Source organism: Amycolatopsis sp. NPDC023774 (assembly GCF_040639695.1).
Taxonomy (GTDB): domain Bacteria; phylum Actinomycetota; class Actinomycetes; order Mycobacteriales; family Pseudonocardiaceae; genus Amycolatopsis.
In genome coordinates, this window is record NZ_JBFAAJ010000004.1 from 45,044 (window position 1) to 59,195 (window position 14,152).

Consider the following 14,152-nt stretch of genomic DNA (forward strand, 5'->3'; position numbering starts at 1 on the left):
GCGCCGGAGCAGGCCCGATGGGTCGGGCCGCGGCCCAGCGTCAGCTCCGGGCGAGTTCCGCCAGCAAGTCGCACGCGCCGTCGTGCGAAGCGGGCAGGCGGACCGCCGAGACGCGCGGCCGGTTGACCTCCCGAAGCTGCGCGTCGACCGACAGCCGGTCGTTCAGGGCCCGGCGCAAAGCCACCCCCTGCGAAGCCAGCCGGCCGTCCCGGCGGCACAGCACGGCGACCACCGACGGCCCCAGCGTCGCATGGCTCTCGCCGGTGTCGAAGACCGCGCGCAACGCTTCGGCCACCAGGATCATCCCCGTGAGACGAGGCCAGCCGGACACCGTGGTCAGGTCCATCGCCACCACCAGCAGCACGTGCTCGTCCGCGGCGCTCGCCCGGTAGACCTCCGCCAGCCGCGTCCGCAGGTACGCGGCGGAAGGCAACCCGGTCAACGGGTCGGTCACCTCCGTGTGCACCAACTGGTCCGTCGCCACGTCCGCCCACGCCAGCGCGGTCACACGCAGTAGCCGCGCGGGTGTGGCGTCGACGTCCGGTGAGACGAAGCCGTCGACCGCCTCCGGGTCGGCGAGCACGGCGTGCAACGCGGCCAGGTCGGACAGCGTCTCCGCGAGGTTCGCGCCCGCGGCGGCCCGGGCGCGGCCGAGGCCGGCCAGCGCCGTTTCGGCGCCTGTCGCGCCGTGGCGGACCACGGCGGCGCACACGGCGTCCACTTCGGGCAGTGCCCAATCGCTGGGGAAGCGCCACCCCGCGGCGAGACTGGCGGTGCGCCATCTGGCCCGCAGGGCGCGCAGGTGCCGGTCCCGGTCGAACCGGGCGCGGGACTCCTGCTCGCCGGCGGGACCGGACAGTGCCCCGGTCGCCGGTACGTCCACTGGCCACCGCTCCTTCCCGGTCGATGTCGATCTTGTCGTGCTCCACTCAGGGGACGTGACACCGCCGTCCGCGTGACGGCGTTCCGGGGTCTTTTTCGCAGGGCCGCCGCAGCGACACACCCGAGACCCGGGTGAACTTGTTGCGCCGACGGAGTCAACACGCCGACCACGAGGTGACGCGTATCGCCGCGTCCGTCACACTGTGCTCGCGTTAGAGAGGTAGATCGTGGCTGGCCAGGCCGCGTGCGCCAGATAAAGGAGCCCCGTGTCCACCGTTCCCGCCGATCTGTCCGGTAAGAGCGACGCCGAGCTGATCGCCGAGGTCCGCTCAGGGAACATCGCCAGCTACGGGCCCCTCTACGAGCGCCACAGCGGCGCCGCCCACAACCTCGCCCGCCAGCTCGCGCGCTCGAGCTCCGAGGCCGACGACCTCGTGTCCGAAGCCTTCTCGAAGGTCCTCGAGACGCTGCGCGGCGGCAAAGGTCCGGACACGGCGTTCCGCGCGTACCTCCTCACCGCCCTGCGCCACACCGCGTACGACAAGACCCGCCGCGACCGCCGCGTCGACCTCAACGAGGACATGAGCGACGTCGGTGGCGCGGTCGGCGAGGCGCTCACTGTCCCGTTCTCCGACACCGCCGTGGCCGGGCTCGAGCGCACGCTGGCGGCGAAAGCGTTCGCGCGGCTGCCGGAACGCTGGCAGGCCGTGCTCTGGCACACCGAGATCGAGCAGCAGAGCCCGGCCGAGGTCGCGCCGCTGCTGGGCCTGACCGCCAACGGCGTGTCCGCCCTCGCTTACCGCGCCCGCGAGGGTCTGCGCCAGGCGTACCTGCAGGTCCACCTGCAGGAAACCGCCGCCGAACGCTGCCACGCCACCGCCGAGCGGCTCGGCGCGTGGACGCGCGACGGGCTGTCCAAACGCGAACGGGCCCAGGTCGAGAGCCACCTCGACGAGTGCGAGGACTGCCGCGGTCTGGCCGCCGAGCTCGCCGACATCAACGGCGGCCTGCGCGCGATCATCGCCCCGATCGTGCTGGGCGGCGCCGCGCTGGGTTACCTCGCGACGATCGGCGCCGCGAAGGCGAGCGCGGCCACGGCGGGTGCCGCCGTCGGTGCCGGCGCCGCCGCGGCGGGTGGCGCCAAGGCCGGCGCCGCGGCCGCCGCTTCCGCGCCCCGGCAGTTCGCGGGCGTCGCGGCTTCGGGCGCCGCCATCGTGGCGGCAGTGGCGGTCGCGCTGGCCGCGGCCGGCTCGCCGCAGGAGATCCCCGTGGCCGCGCAGGTCCCGCCGCCGGCCGCCGCGCCCGCGGTGCCGCCGGCCAAGCCCGCGCCTCTCGCACCGCCGGCCCCGCCCGCGCCCCCGCAAGCGCCACCGCCCGCGGTCCCCGCGCCCCCGCCCGTCCAGCCCCCACCCGTCCAGCCGCCGCCCGCCGCGCCGCCCGCGGCACCGCCTCCGCCGGCGACACCCGCAGCGGCGAAGATGTCGGCGACCACTCCTTCGGGTGATCTCGAACTCCAGCCCGGCGCCGGGCCGGTGAACCTGCCGATCACGGTCCGCAACGACGGCAGCAGCCCGTCCGACCCCGTCCAGGTCGCGTTGAACCTGCCGCCGGGTGTGTCCGCGGTGCCCGCGGGTGGCGGCGGTGCCGTGAGCGGGTTCTCGCGCCAGGCCGATACGCCGGAACCGACCCAGCTCAGCGTCGACTGCCCAGGCGGCACCGGCACCGTGACGTGCAAAACGGGCTCCGGCCTGCAGCCCGGTCAGACCGCGGTGCTCACCTTCCGCCTGCAGGCCGACGACTCCGCGCAGGGCGGCACCGTCACGGGTTCGGTCACGGCGGGTGCGACGATCAAGGTCGCCGTGAGCGTGAAGGTCACCGTGAAGTCGCCACCCGACCTGCTCGCGCTGCAGGCCGACACCGACGGGCTCTCGGCCTTCCCGTGGACGCGCAACCCGCTCGTCTACGTCCGTGTCCGCAACACCGGTGACACCACGAAGCCGGTCACGGTCACCTTCGACCACGCGCTGTACCAGTCGTGGAGCCTCAGCGGATTCCCGTGCCACTCCACGGACACGGGCGCCACGTGCACCACGCGCGGCGCGCTCGCGCCCGGCCAGCACGTGAACCTGTGGGTGCGGCTCAAGGGCCGCCCGGCGCACAACGCGGCCGTGACGGTGAACGCGACGCTCGGCAAGGCGACGCACCAGGCCAAGGTGTCGTTCGGCTGCTGGCTCGGCATCTGCGACGTGCCGTACCCGACGACCGGAGTCCCGCCGACGCCGTCTTCCTCCTCGACGACGACCTCGGAAACCCCCGAATCGTCCAGCTCGTCGAAGAAGCCTCCGCACAGGAAACCGACCCCGCCGAGCACCCCGCCCGCGAAGCCGACGGAGCCGGTCACCACCACCCCGCCGAGCACGCCGCCGACCACCACGAGCGCGCCTCCGACACCGGGAAGCGGCAACTCCGGCAAACCCGGCGAGACTCCGCCGTCGATCGAGCCCCGCGGCTTTTTCGACTGGCTCAGGGGGTAGCGTCGCCCAGGTGCGAGGGTTCCTGGCGAAGCACCGCGAGCTGCTGCGGTTCGCCGTGGTCGGCGGGATCAGCTTCTTGATCACCACGGCGATCACCTACGTCCTGAAGTTCACCGTGCTGCGGAGCAACCCCGTCACGGCGCTCATCATCGGCGTGCTGATCGCCACGATCTTCTCCTACGTCGCCAACCGCGAGTGGTCCTTCCGCACGCGCGGCGGCCGCGAACGTGCCCACGAGGCCGCGCTGTTCTTCCTCATCAGCGGCGTCGCGCTGGGGCTCAACGCGTTGCCGCAGTGGATCTCACGCTATGTGCTCGACCTGCAGATGCCGCACCTCACGCTGCTCGGGCAGGAGGTCGCCGACTTCGTGAGCGGCATGATCCTCGGGACGCTGCTGGGCACGCTGTTCCGCTGGTGGGCCTTCAAGAAGTGGGTGTTCCCCACGGAGGGTGCCCGCCTGCGCGCGGTGAGGTCATCGGACGATGCGGACATTCCCGACCGGAAGGCCGCCTGACACCCGCGATGACCTCGGGTTCTCTAAACTGGCGGGCGTGACCGTTGTCGAGACCGTGCTGGCCCGCACGCCGGAGCCACTGCGCTCGGTGCTCATCAAGCACCGGGAGATGCTGAAGTTCGCGATCGTCGGCGGGACGACTTTCGTGGTCGACAACGGCGTCTGGTACCTGCTCAAGCTGAGCGTCCTCGAGTCGAAGCCGACGACCGCGAAGGCCATCGCCATCATCGTGGCCACGATCGTGTCGTACGTACTCAACCGTGAGTGGTCCTTCCGCACCCGCGGCGGCCGCGAGCGGACCCACGAGGCCGCGTTGTTCTTCGTGATCAGCGGTGTGGCTGTGGTGGTGAACCTGATTCCGCTGTACGTCTCGCGGTACGTGCTGCACCTCGAAGAGCCCTTCGTCTCGAGGTTCGTGCAGGAGCTCGCCGACTTCGCGAGCGGTTCGATCATCGGCATGCTGCTGGCGATGGTGTTCCGGTTCTGGGGCTTCAAGAAGTGGGTCTTCCCGGCTGAGCTGGGCGAACGTCGACGTGAGCAGGTCACGCGCTTGCCGCGGTGAATTGGTTGCTCGCAGACATGCACTTGTCCGAAGTCATGCTTGCCGTTGTTCCTTCTAGACGCCGCCCGCACCGGCAAGGTCGGCCGCGCCCTCGTTCCCGCACGCCGGCGTCGCTCACCTCGTCAAGCTGTCCACCACAGGCGTCCACTTCGGACAGACCGACCCGATCACCCTCGCCTGGCTCCACTCCGCCCGCACGGACGGCGCCGTGTACGTCCCCGAAGGCGACCCCGCGTCGGCCCTGGTGCACGTCGCGAAGAGCCCGAACCCGCCGCCCGTGCGCGCCTGCTCGCCCTGGGCCGGCCGCCTCGGCGATCGACGGCTCGGTCGAGCTCAAACGCCAGCCGGCCGGCCGGGAGGAGGTCGTGTTCGACACGGTGCAACGGCTGCTGGGCCGCAGACCGTTGACGTTCGCCGATGGGGCCAGGGAACTCGCCGGGTGAGCGAGCCGGGGGCCGGTCCCGGCCGCGGCCCCGGCCTCCGCCTCCGGAAAGGGGGCGCGAGGTGGACCGGATCCTGTCGTGCCCGGGTACGTACTCATCGGCGCGATCTGGCCGGTCGGCATGTCCTGGTACACCGTCGTGAAGATCCGCTCGTCCTGGGCGTTTCGCCGCCGGCAGGTGCTGCAGATCGCCGGGGTCAGGGAAACGAACCCCGGTCCTGCCGAGCTGGGTGCGCTGGTGTCGGTCCACCGCACGGCGGGCCGACACCGGCGGCGCCGGGTCGCGCGGTGGGCCACGGTGGTCGGCAAGGCCGGGTTCCCAGCCGTGCTCTGGCACGGCGCTCGCCGACGACTCAGGCGACGACGTGGTGCCGATCGGGGGCTACGCGGCGCTGCCCGCTCTCGCGTTCGCCGTGCCGGCGGGCGGCGTGAGTGTCGGGGCTCGCGACCTGCGGCACGGCGACAAGGAGTTCCGACCGCACGAAGGCGGGTTCCTCCAAACCGATCGGCACGCGCACGGTCAAGTGGCCGATCTCGCCTACGCGCACCAGCGCATCGGCGGCACCCGGTGGACCGCCGTCGGCAAGGCCGAGCTCCGCGACGGCGCGCAGATCGGCGTCGCGGGCCTGGTGGGGAACGGCTTCTCGCGGCTCGAAAAGGCGAAGCGAGCGGCCACCTCGGCCGGTACCCGCGCCGCTCGGGCTAGCGCGGCACCGGCTCCGCCGGCCAGCGGACCTCGCCGACGTCGTCCGGGCGGGGCACCTTCAGGAACAGGCTGAAGATCGCCGGCCGCTTGTTGGACAGCTCCAGGCGGCCGCCGTCGGCTTCGACGAGGGCACGCGCCAGGGCGAGGCCGACGCCGGTGGAGCCGCCGCCGGAGAAGCCGCGTTCGAAGATGTGCGGGGCGAGCTCGTCGGGCACGCCGGAGCCGGTGTCGCCGACCTCGATGACCACCGTCGCGTCGGACTCACCGCGGCGGGCGGCGAGGGTGACGGTGCCGGCGCCGTGGCGCAGGGCGTTGTCCAGGAGGACGCCGATGACCTCGCGCAGGCGGCCCGGGGTCGCGCGGGCCATGAGGCCGTCGGCGATCTTCAGGCGCAGGTTGCGGCCCTCGACGCGTAGCAGCTGCCGCCACTCCTCAGCGACCTCCGGCAGTGTCGCGTGCAGGTCGACGGGCTCGGCGTCCACCTCGCGGGCCGCGCGGGCGGCGGCGAGCAGCTCGTCGAGAGCCTCGGCCAGGCGGTCGGCCTGCTCCTGCGCGGCGCGCGACTCCTCGACGACGTCGGGGTCACCGTGCACCGTCAGCGGTTCCAGCCGCAGCTGCAACGCGGTGAGCCGGCTGCGCAGCTGGTGCGAGACGTCGCCGACGAGCTGCCGCTCCCGCTGCACGAGCTGCGCCAACGCCGAGGCCGACGTGTCCAGCGCCTCCGCGACCATGTCCAGCTCGGCCACGCGGTAGCGACCCGGGTCGGGCCGGAAGTCGCCGCCGCCGAGGCGCGACGCGCGGTCCGCGACGTGCCGCAACGGTTTCGCCAGCCGGCGCGCCGTCACCGTCGCCACGACCGCGCCGGTGCCGACGGACAGCACCACCAGGAGCACCACGAGCAGCGTCACCTGCGTCTGCTTCGTGCGCACGGGACCTCTCGGGATCGACAGGACCACCTCGCCGTGGCGTGCCGTCGGCACGATCTCCACGACCGGGTCGGGCCCGGGGTTGACACCGAGGTGCTTCTCGATGAGCCCGTCGCCGCGGACCTCCAGGAATCCGCCGTGCGGCACGCCGACGCGGAACTGCTGGATGTCGATGTCGTCGCCGTTGGCCACCTGGGTGTCGACGGTCGCGGCGATCACCCGCGCGCGTTCGGCCAGGCTCTCGCGGTTGAGGTTCTCCACCAGCCGCCAGGCCGTGACGCCGAGCGGGATGCCGAGCACAGCCGCGGTCACGAGCACGGCCAGCAGGATCGCCATCAGGATGCGGCGGCGCATGCTCATCGCGCGGCGCTATTCGACGTTGAAGCGGAAGCCGACACCGCGGACGGTCGCGATGCGCCGTTCGCCGTCGGAGTGGGTGGACTTGGCGGGGCGCCCGGCCGCCTCGTCGGCCGCGACGGCGAGCTTGCGCCGCAGCCAGGACATGTGCATGTCGAGCGTTTTCGACGTCTTCGACTCCAGGTCGTTCCACACCTCGGCGAGGATCTCGTCGCGACTCACGACCTGGCCCGCGCGGCTCATCAGCACGCGCAGGAGCTCGAACTCCTTGTTCGCCAGCTGTACCTCGTGCAGGTCGACCGTGACGAGCCGCGCGCCGAGGTCCATGCGGACACCCCCGGACTCGAGCACCTCCGGCACCCGGCGGCGCAGCAGCGCGCGGATGCGGGCCAGCAGCTCCGCCAGGCGGAACGGTTTGGCCACGTAGTCGTCGGCCCCCGCGTCGAGCCCGACGACGAAGTCGACCTCGTCGGTGCGGGCGGTGAGCATCAGCACCGGCAGCTCGGTGCCGCCGGCGCGGAGTCTGCGGCACACCTCCAGCCCGTCCATGCCGGGCAGGCCCAGATCGAGCACGAGCAGGTCGACGCGGTGGGCCGAGGTGGCGCCCAGCACCGCCGGTCCGTCGGTGACGACCTCGACCTCGTACCCCTCTCGCTGGAGCGCGCGGGACAGCGGCTCGGCGATGGTGGGGTCGTCTTCGGCAAGTAGGACCATGCTCACCTCGCCAACCTTACGGCGAACACCCGTGAAACCATCGTGACCGTGCCTGGCTACGAGGATGATCTGACCCTTGCCACCCGGCTGGCTGACGCCGCCGACGCGATCACCACAGCGCGTTTCCGCGCGCTCGACCTCTCGGTGTCCCGCAAACCCGACCGCACTCCGGTGACCGACGCGGACACCGCCGTCGAGGACGCCATCCGTGCGATCCTCGCCACAGAGCGGCCCGGCGACGCCGTCGCGGGCGAAGAACGCGGTGGTACGGCCGGCGCGAGCGGCCGCGCGTGGGTGCTCGACCCGATCGACGGGACCAAGAACTTCCTGCGCGGCGTGCCGGTCTGGGCCACGCTGATCGCGCTGGTCGAGGACGGTTCGCCCGTCGTCGGCATGATCACCGCGCCGCTGCTGGGCCGCCGCTGGTGGGCTTCGCGCGGCGACGGTGCGTACGGCAGTGACGCCGCCGGTGTGCGGCGGCTCGCGGTGTCGGCCGTGGCTTCGCTGGAAGACGCGTACCTCTCCACGACGGACCTCAACACGTGGAGCGAGTACCACTCCCGCGAGAAGTACCTCGCCCTGACGGAGGCCTGCTGGGAGAGCCGCGCGTTCGGCGACTTCTGGCAGCACTGCCTCGTCGCGGAAGGCGCGCTGGATCTCGCGGCCGAGTGCATCGTGAACCCGTGGGACGTCGCGGCCGCGCAGGTGCTCGTGACGGAAGCCGGCGGGCGGTTCAGCGACCTCACGGGCGCGGCGACCTACGAGGGCGGCTCGGCATTGTCGAGCAACGGCGCGCTGCACGACGCCGCGCTGGCTGTGCTCAAGCGCTGAGCCGGCCTGCTCCGGTGCCTGCTCCGACAGGCTCGTGAGTGGCGGTTCGCCCCGCCGCTCACGAGCGGTTCAGTGTCCGGGCAGCACGCCGACGGCGCCGCGCGCGACCTGCGACCACGCGAGGCGGCCGAAGAGGTAGTGGCAGGCGACCTGCTCGGACGTGAAGCGCGCCCAGTCGTAGCGGTTGCCCTGCTCGCGCCAGAAGACTTCCCAGCCCTCGTCGTCGGCCGGCATGAGGCACCACGCGTTGTCGGCCTCGGTGCCGACGGAGACGACCTCCGCGGGCACACCCAGCCGGTCGAGCCAGCGCCGGATCGACTGCGTGTTCATCGCGCCTCCCGCGTGACGTCGGCCAGGAACCCCAGGGTGACCAGCTCGTCGGCGGCCAGCACGGCACGGTAGCGGATCCCGCCGCCCGGCTGTCCGAACCACTCCGGCGCGGTCGAGGTCCACATCGGCACCGGCTTCACCACGCGGTAGCGCCGATAGCCGGCGTGGCGCGCGGACTCGGGCAGCGAGCGCTGCGCGAACGGCGTGCCGTCGGCGGCGAAGAGGCGGCCGTGTTCGTCGCCGAAGCGGTCGAGCAGCGTGTTTTCCGGGAGTACCACGGCGGTTTCTTCCCGAACCGGTGGCCACGCCGGGTCCTCGGCGCCCGGCTCGTAGCCCTCGAAGAGCGCGGCGGGGGGCTGCGAATCGGCGGGCGGCGCGGGCGTGCGACGGAGACCGCGCGAGACGTACTCGAGCGTCGCGGTGTCGTCGAGCAGCGCCGATTCCGGGTGGTCGAACGGCCCGGACCCGTTGTCCGGCAACGGCAGTTGCACCGCGGGGCGGCCGGCGGCCACGGGCAGGTGCCCGATCGGGAACATGTGGACCAGGAACAACGCCAGCACGCTCTCGCGCTCGGTGCGCAGCGCGCCCATCGGCGGAGGCGGGGCGGGCGCCGGGTACGGCACGGGCCCGCGGAAGACCTGGTTGTGCGGCCGCCCGGGAAACGGCAGGCGCGGCGCCGGCTGTGCGGGCGGGAGGCGGGTGCCGGTCGGGGGCGTCGGGACGTCGTCGAACCCGCCGTCGAGCAAACCGCCGTACTGCGCGGGCAGCCGGATGGGCCCGGTGGCCAAGTCGGTGTCGACCGGTTCGGCGTGTTCGGACACGGACACCCTCTTCTCGGTTGCTCCGGCTTCAGGAAAGACGTCCGCCGCGCCAGCCGGTTCCACACAATTCCCCGATAGGGGGAACTTCCGCGCGGCGCCGGACAAGGTGGTGATTCCACCTTATCCGGCGCGGGCGATCTTCCGCCTCACCAACGCCCGCGCCGCTCCGCGTCGTTCGACGACCTCGAAATTCGCGCGCGTGAACAGACCGAGGGTGCCGTGGTAAAGATCCGCGGGCGGCCGGTCGCCGGCAGCCACGGGGTAGCCCTCGACGACATCGGCGCCGCGCTCCGCCGCGTACTCGACGGCCGCGTGCAGGAGTTCCGCCGCCAGTCCTTGCCGACGGCCGCGGCGATCGACGTAGAAGCACGTGAGCGCCCAGACGTTCCCGGGTTCGGCCGAAGCCGCCACGGTAGAGCGCGCCAGGCGCGGGTTGTCCGGCTTCGGCGACACGGCGACCCAGCCGAGCGGCTCGCCGTCGACCACGGCGAGCAGACCCAGCGGTACGCCGGACCCGGCCTCGCCGCGCACGTGCGCCTTGCGTCCGTCGGGCCCAGCGGCCTTGAACTCCGGGCCGGTCAGGCGGAAGAACGCGCACCAGCAGCCGCCCTGCACACCGCCCGGCCCGAACAGCCGCTCGAACAGCGGCCACGACGCTGTGTCGAGCGGGACGAACTCGGGCATCGGGAAGTCAGCCCGCGAGGGCGTTCACGACTCGCGAAGGAGATGGCCGGCCGAGCCGGCCGGCCATCCACACGCTCGTCTCCACGAGCCGGCCGAGGTCCACGCCGTGCGCTACGCCGAGACCTTCCAGCAGCCACACGAGGTCCTCGGTGGCGAGGTTGCCCGTGGCCGATTCGGCGTACGGGCAGCCGCCGAGGCCACCGGCCGAGGAGTCCACGGTGGACACCCCGGCGCGCAACGCGGCCTCGGTGTTGGCCAGGGCCTGGCCGTAGGTGTCGTGGAAGTGCACCGCCAGCGTGGAAACGTCCACTCCGGACTTCTCGAATTCCTGGACCAGCCGGGTGACCTGGCCCGTGGTCGCGACGCCGATGGTGTCGCCCAGCGACAGCTGCGAGCAGCCGAAGTCGAGCAGCCGCTTGCCCGCGCGCACGACCTGCTCGGCCGGCACCACGCCTTCCCACGGGTCGCCGAAGCACATCGACAGGTAGCCGCGCACGTCCAGGCCCTCGGCGCGCGCCCGCGTGACGACCGGCTCGAACATCGCGAACTGCTCGTCGAGCGTGGAGTTCAGGTTCTTCTGCGCGAACGTCTCGGTGGCGCTGGCGAAGATCGCGATGTCGGAGACGCCGGCGTCGAGCGCGCGGTCGAGGCCGCGCTCGTTGGGCACGAGCACCGGGTAGCGCACGCCTTCGCGGCGGTCGAGGCCGGCGAGCAGCTGTTCGGCGTCGGCGAGCTGCGGCACCCACTTCGGGTGCACGAAGCTGGTCGCCTCGAGCGTGGTGAGGCCGGCGCGTGCGAGGCGGTCGAGGAACTCCAGCTTCACCTCGACCGGGACGACGGCGGACTCGTTCTGCAGACCGTCGCGTGGACCGACCTCCCAGATCGTCACGCGCTGGGGCAGGCCTTCGGCGGGGACCCGTTCGGGCAGGCCGACTTCGCGGGCGCCCACGTCAGCGCCGCCGTCCGCGCGGCGGGTGGTTCGTCGGCGGCAGCGGCTCGGTGTCCTGGGCACCACCCCGGCCACCCGGCCCCGGTGCGCCGCGGTAGTCGTCGTACGGGTTGTCGTTGACCTCGCGGTAGATCACCGTGTGCACGCGCTCGACGTGGGGGATGTCGTCGAACTTCAGCGGCTCGTCCGAGGCCGACTCGATGATCAGCGTGCCGCAGCCGAACACCCGGTCCAGCAGGCCGTGCTCGAACTGGACGCTGTTGATGCGCGACATCGGGATGTCGATGCCGGTGCGCTTGACCACGCCTTCGCGCGCGATCAGCCGGTCGGTGGTCACGATGAAGTGCGTGGTCCGCCAGCGCACCAGCGGCGCGAGGAACAGCCACACCACGAGCACGAGCGCCACCACGCCGATGGCGATCATCGCGACGTTGTTCCACGGCGCCGTCGCGTCCTGCGCCAGCAGGATGAGCCAGACGGCGGCCGCGATCGTGATCACGAAGGCCACGAACGGAAAGATCAGCATCTTGAAATGCGGGTGGCTGTGCACCACCACTTCCTCGTTCTGGCTGAGCAAATCGTCCGGATAGGCCACGGCGGACGCTCCCCTGGTGTGTGCCTGTGCTGTGTCTGCGCTGGTCGACTCACCGTACCGGCGCGAGGCGGCCCGCGGCGCCCGGACACCGCGTTTGAAGTCACGCCGGGCGCACGTGCACCACGTCGCCGGCGGACACGGTCACGCGACGGCCGTCGGTGGCGTCGACCAGGAGCTGCCCGGCCGCGTCGAGGTCGGCGGCGCGGCCGGTGAGCGCGCGGTCGCCGGGCAGCTCGACCCGCACGTCCTGGCCGAGCGTGGCGCAGTGGGCGCGGTAGTCGTCGAGCAGGCCGGCCGCGGTGAGGTCGCCGAACGTGGCGCGCCAGCGGCGCTCGAGGTCGTCGAGGCGGGTGAGCAGGGCGAGCGCGACTTCGGTGCGGTCGGGATCGGTGGCGCCTTGTTCGGCGAGCGACGTCGCGGGCAGCCCGCCCGGACCGGCCGGCACGTCTTCGCCGAGCGGCAGCACGTTGAGGCCGATGCCGAGCACGACCGCCGGTTCGCCACCCGCGACGGCCTCGGCCAGGATCCCCGCGCACTTGGCGCGCTCGGGTCCGGCGAGCACGTCGTTGGGCCATTTGAGAACGGCGTCGACCCCCAACTGGGCGGCGACCCCGCGCACGGCGAGCCCCGCCACCACGGACAGTGAGCCGAGCGCCGAGAACGGGACCCCCGCGGGCCGCAGCGCCACGCTCAAGTACAGCCCGGCACCCTTCGGCGAGCTCCACGAGCGGGCCCGCCGGCCGACGCCCGCGGTCTGCTGCTCGGCGAGCAGCACTGTGCGGTCCGCGGCCCCGTTCTCCAGGGCTTCCCGCAGGTCGGCGTTGGTGGAACCGGTGGTCTCCACCACGTCCACCCGGGAGTACCGGTCGCCGAGCCCATCCCGCAGTCGCGCTGCGTCCATGCCAGACATGTGCCCAGAATATGAGAGTCCCCCTAACGTGCAAGCGACTCGCTCGTTATGCAGAGGTGCGCTCTTCTAGATTGGACGCCGTGACGCCGCCTGACCCCGAGCACAGCGCTGTGCCCGATCCAAAAGCCGTGCCCAAGTCCTGGGCGCGCGGTGCGTTCCACCGTGGACTCGTCGCGCTGCCGCTCGTGGCCGGCCTCGTCACCGCGGGCTGGCTGGTGGCCGACCGTGACCAACCCGTCCCGCAGACTCCCGTCGCGACCGCCGCCACGGCTCAGGCCGGACCGTCGGTGCTCGAGGTGAGCGCGCCCGTCGCGGCGCAGGAACCCGGGCAGGGCGCCTCCGGCGGTGGCGGCAAGACGCCGTTGCAGCAGTGGGCCGAGTCGCTCGCCGGCCCCCTCGACATCCCAGCCGACGCGCTGATCGGCTACGCCAACGGCGAACTTGCGCTGCGCTCTGAAGACCCCGGCTGCCACCTTTCGTGGGTGACGCTCGCGGGCGTCGGCGAGGCCGGCTCCGACCACGGCCGCCATGGCGACAACCCGATGGGCCTCTCGCCGGGGGCGTGGAAGAAGTACGGCACGAAGATCCCCGGCATCGACAAGCCGGCTCTCACCGACCCCAGCTCCGCGTCGGTCGCCGCGGGCCGCGCCCTGTGCGCTGGCGGCGCCGACCTGTCCGCGGGCGCCGGCTGGTGGAAGTCGATCGCCGCGTACGCGAGCAAGGACAGCGAGCTGTTCCGTCAGCGCGTGCTCGGCAACGCGCAGCTCTACGCCACGCTGTCCCTCGACCCCGCGAAGGCGCACAGCCCGGCCGTCCGAGCCACCCGCTTCGCCCTCGGCCAGCTCGGCCTCCCCTACGTCTGGGGTGGCAACGGCCCCGACGCGGGGGCCGCGGGCTTCGACTGCTCCGGGCTGACGAAGGCGTCGTACGACAGCGCCGGCGTCGCGCTGCCCCGCACGGCCGACAGCCAGTTCCGCGCCCTGCCCCCGGTCACCGGCGAACCCCAGCTGGGCGACCTCGTCTTCTACGGCTCACCCGCCACGCGCATCCACCACGTCGGCCTGTACCTGGGCAACGGCCTGATGATCAACGCGCCCACGGAGGGCCAGGCCATCCAGATCCACACCTACCACTCCCGAGGCGACGACTACGCCGGTGCGGGCCGCCCGGCCTGATCACCGTCACTTCAGCCGTCCTGGCGACGGCTCGGTCAGCCTTTCGCCGTGCACAGCCAGGAATGCGCTGAGCCGATCCGCTCGCGCCCTACGCACGGGTGAACGCCGACCGGATGTTCCTGACGGACGCGGGTGTCTCCCCCTGCCGAGGGTGACGGATGCGACGAGGACGTGCTGGCTGCCTCCGGTCATCGGCACGACGCGCTTCGGCGCACCACCG

Annotated in this window: 15 protein-coding genes; 5 read left to right on the forward strand and 10 right to left on the reverse strand. The window is 72.5% G+C overall.

The window, feature by feature from the left end; all coding sequences use genetic code 11:
- Positions 1-40: 40 nt before the first annotated feature.
- Positions 41-883, reverse strand: coding sequence for a GGDEF domain-containing protein (locus AB0F91_RS12405; RefSeq protein ID WP_360597174.1), 843 nt, complete (start codon positions 881-883; stop codon positions 41-43).
- A 265-nt stretch (positions 884-1,148) separates the two neighbouring features.
- Between AB0F91_RS12405 and AB0F91_RS12410 the strand changes: the two genes are divergently transcribed.
- From AB0F91_RS12410 to AB0F91_RS12420, 3 genes are read left to right on the forward strand one after another with little or no spacing between them, the layout of a single operon-like run.
- Positions 1,149-3,416 carry a sigma-70 family RNA polymerase sigma factor gene (locus AB0F91_RS12410; protein WP_360597176.1) on the forward strand — a complete coding sequence of 756 codons (2,268 nt, stop codon included), beginning with the start codon at positions 1,149-1,151 and terminating at the stop codon, positions 3,414-3,416.
- A 10-nt stretch (positions 3,417-3,426) separates the two neighbouring features.
- Complete coding sequence (locus AB0F91_RS12415; protein ID WP_360597178.1) at positions 3,427-3,930, forward strand: GtrA family protein; 504 nt, start codon at positions 3,427-3,429, stop codon at positions 3,928-3,930.
- Positions 3,931-3,967: 37 nt separating this feature from the next.
- On the forward strand, positions 3,968-4,492 hold the full coding sequence (locus AB0F91_RS12420) for a GtrA family protein (protein WP_360597180.1): 525 nt from the start codon (positions 3,968-3,970) through the stop codon (positions 4,490-4,492).
- 795 nt (positions 4,493-5,287) lie between these two features.
- On the opposite strand, the gene AB0F91_RS12425 is transcribed toward AB0F91_RS12420, so the two are convergent.
- The 3 genes from AB0F91_RS12425 to AB0F91_RS12435 form a co-directional block, all read right to left on the reverse strand.
- Complete coding sequence (locus AB0F91_RS12425) at positions 5,288-5,482, reverse strand: hypothetical protein (protein ID WP_360597181.1); 195 nt, start codon at positions 5,480-5,482, stop codon at positions 5,288-5,290.
- A gap of 154 nt (positions 5,483-5,636) precedes the next feature.
- A complete protein-coding gene (locus AB0F91_RS12430) occupies positions 5,637-6,920 on the reverse strand; it encodes an ATP-binding protein (protein ID WP_360597800.1) in 1,284 nt (427 codons plus the stop codon).
- 15 nt (positions 6,921-6,935) lie between these two features.
- On the reverse strand, positions 6,936-7,637 hold the full coding sequence (locus AB0F91_RS12435) for a response regulator transcription factor (RefSeq protein WP_360597801.1): 702 nt from the start codon (positions 7,635-7,637) through the stop codon (positions 6,936-6,938).
- 42 nt (positions 7,638-7,679) lie between these two features.
- Here AB0F91_RS12435 and hisN point away from each other — a divergent pair, with 42 nt between their 5' ends.
- Positions 7,680-8,468 (forward strand): histidinol-phosphatase, encoded by a 789-nt coding sequence (gene hisN / locus AB0F91_RS12440; protein WP_360597183.1) that lies wholly within the window; start codon positions 7,680-7,682, stop codon positions 8,466-8,468.
- A 69-nt stretch (positions 8,469-8,537) separates the two neighbouring features.
- Here hisN and AB0F91_RS12445 read toward each other — a convergent pair whose 3' ends face one another.
- The 6 genes from AB0F91_RS12445 to AB0F91_RS12470 all read right to left on the reverse strand — a co-directional run bounded on the left by AB0F91_RS12445 (position 8,538) and on the right by AB0F91_RS12470 (position 12,757).
- Positions 8,538-8,798 (reverse strand): hypothetical protein, encoded by a 261-nt coding sequence (locus AB0F91_RS12445; RefSeq protein ID WP_220246333.1) that lies wholly within the window; start codon positions 8,796-8,798, stop codon positions 8,538-8,540.
- Complete coding sequence (locus tag AB0F91_RS12450) at positions 8,795-9,619, reverse strand: TNT domain-containing protein (RefSeq protein WP_360597185.1); 825 nt, start codon at positions 9,617-9,619, stop codon at positions 8,795-8,797. Before AB0F91_RS12450 ends, AB0F91_RS12445 begins: the two co-directional genes overlap by 4 nt.
- Before the next feature lie 120 nt (positions 9,620-9,739).
- Positions 9,740-10,303, reverse strand: coding sequence for a GNAT family N-acetyltransferase (locus AB0F91_RS12455; protein WP_360597186.1), 564 nt, complete (start codon positions 10,301-10,303; stop codon positions 9,740-9,742).
- A 7-nt stretch (positions 10,304-10,310) separates the two neighbouring features.
- Positions 10,311-11,252: a hydroxymethylglutaryl-CoA lyase gene (locus AB0F91_RS12460; RefSeq protein WP_360597187.1), complete on the reverse strand. Its 942-nt coding sequence runs from the start codon at positions 11,250-11,252 to the stop codon at positions 10,311-10,313.
- A gap of 1 nt (position 11,253) precedes the next feature.
- Complete coding sequence (locus tag AB0F91_RS12465; RefSeq protein ID WP_360597189.1) at positions 11,254-11,847, reverse strand: PH domain-containing protein; 594 nt, start codon at positions 11,845-11,847, stop codon at positions 11,254-11,256.
- Between the two features lie 100 nt (positions 11,848-11,947).
- A complete protein-coding gene (locus AB0F91_RS12470; protein ID WP_360597191.1) occupies positions 11,948-12,757 on the reverse strand; it encodes a biotin--[acetyl-CoA-carboxylase] ligase in 810 nt (269 codons plus the stop codon).
- Positions 12,758-12,837: 80 nt separating this feature from the next.
- Here AB0F91_RS12470 and AB0F91_RS12475 point away from each other — a divergent pair, with 80 nt between their 5' ends.
- On the forward strand, positions 12,838-13,932 hold the full coding sequence (locus AB0F91_RS12475) for a C40 family peptidase (protein WP_360597193.1): 1,095 nt from the start codon (positions 12,838-12,840) through the stop codon (positions 13,930-13,932).
- Positions 13,933-14,152 lie beyond the last annotated feature (220 nt).

What these genes read in the sequence shown, in the direction of transcription:
- AB0F91_RS12445 (WP_220246333.1), bottom strand. Translation starts at nt 8,798, where the DNA reads ATGAACACGCAGTCGATCCGGCGCTGGCTCGACCGGCTGGGTGTGCCC.
- AB0F91_RS12430 (WP_360597800.1), bottom strand. Translation starts at nt 6,920, where the DNA reads ATGCGCCGCCGCATCCTGATGGCGATCCTGCTGGCCGTGCTCGTGACC.
- AB0F91_RS12455 (WP_360597186.1), bottom strand. Translation starts at nt 10,303, where the DNA reads ATGCCCGAGTTCGTCCCGCTCGACACAGCGTCGTGGCCGCTGTTCGAG.
- AB0F91_RS12470 (WP_360597191.1), bottom strand. Translation starts at nt 12,757, where the DNA reads ATGTCTGGCATGGACGCAGCGCGACTGCGGGATGGGCTCGGCGACCGG.
- AB0F91_RS12435 (WP_360597801.1), bottom strand. Translation starts at nt 7,637, where the DNA reads ATGGTCCTACTTGCCGAAGACGACCCCACCATCGCCGAGCCGCTGTCC.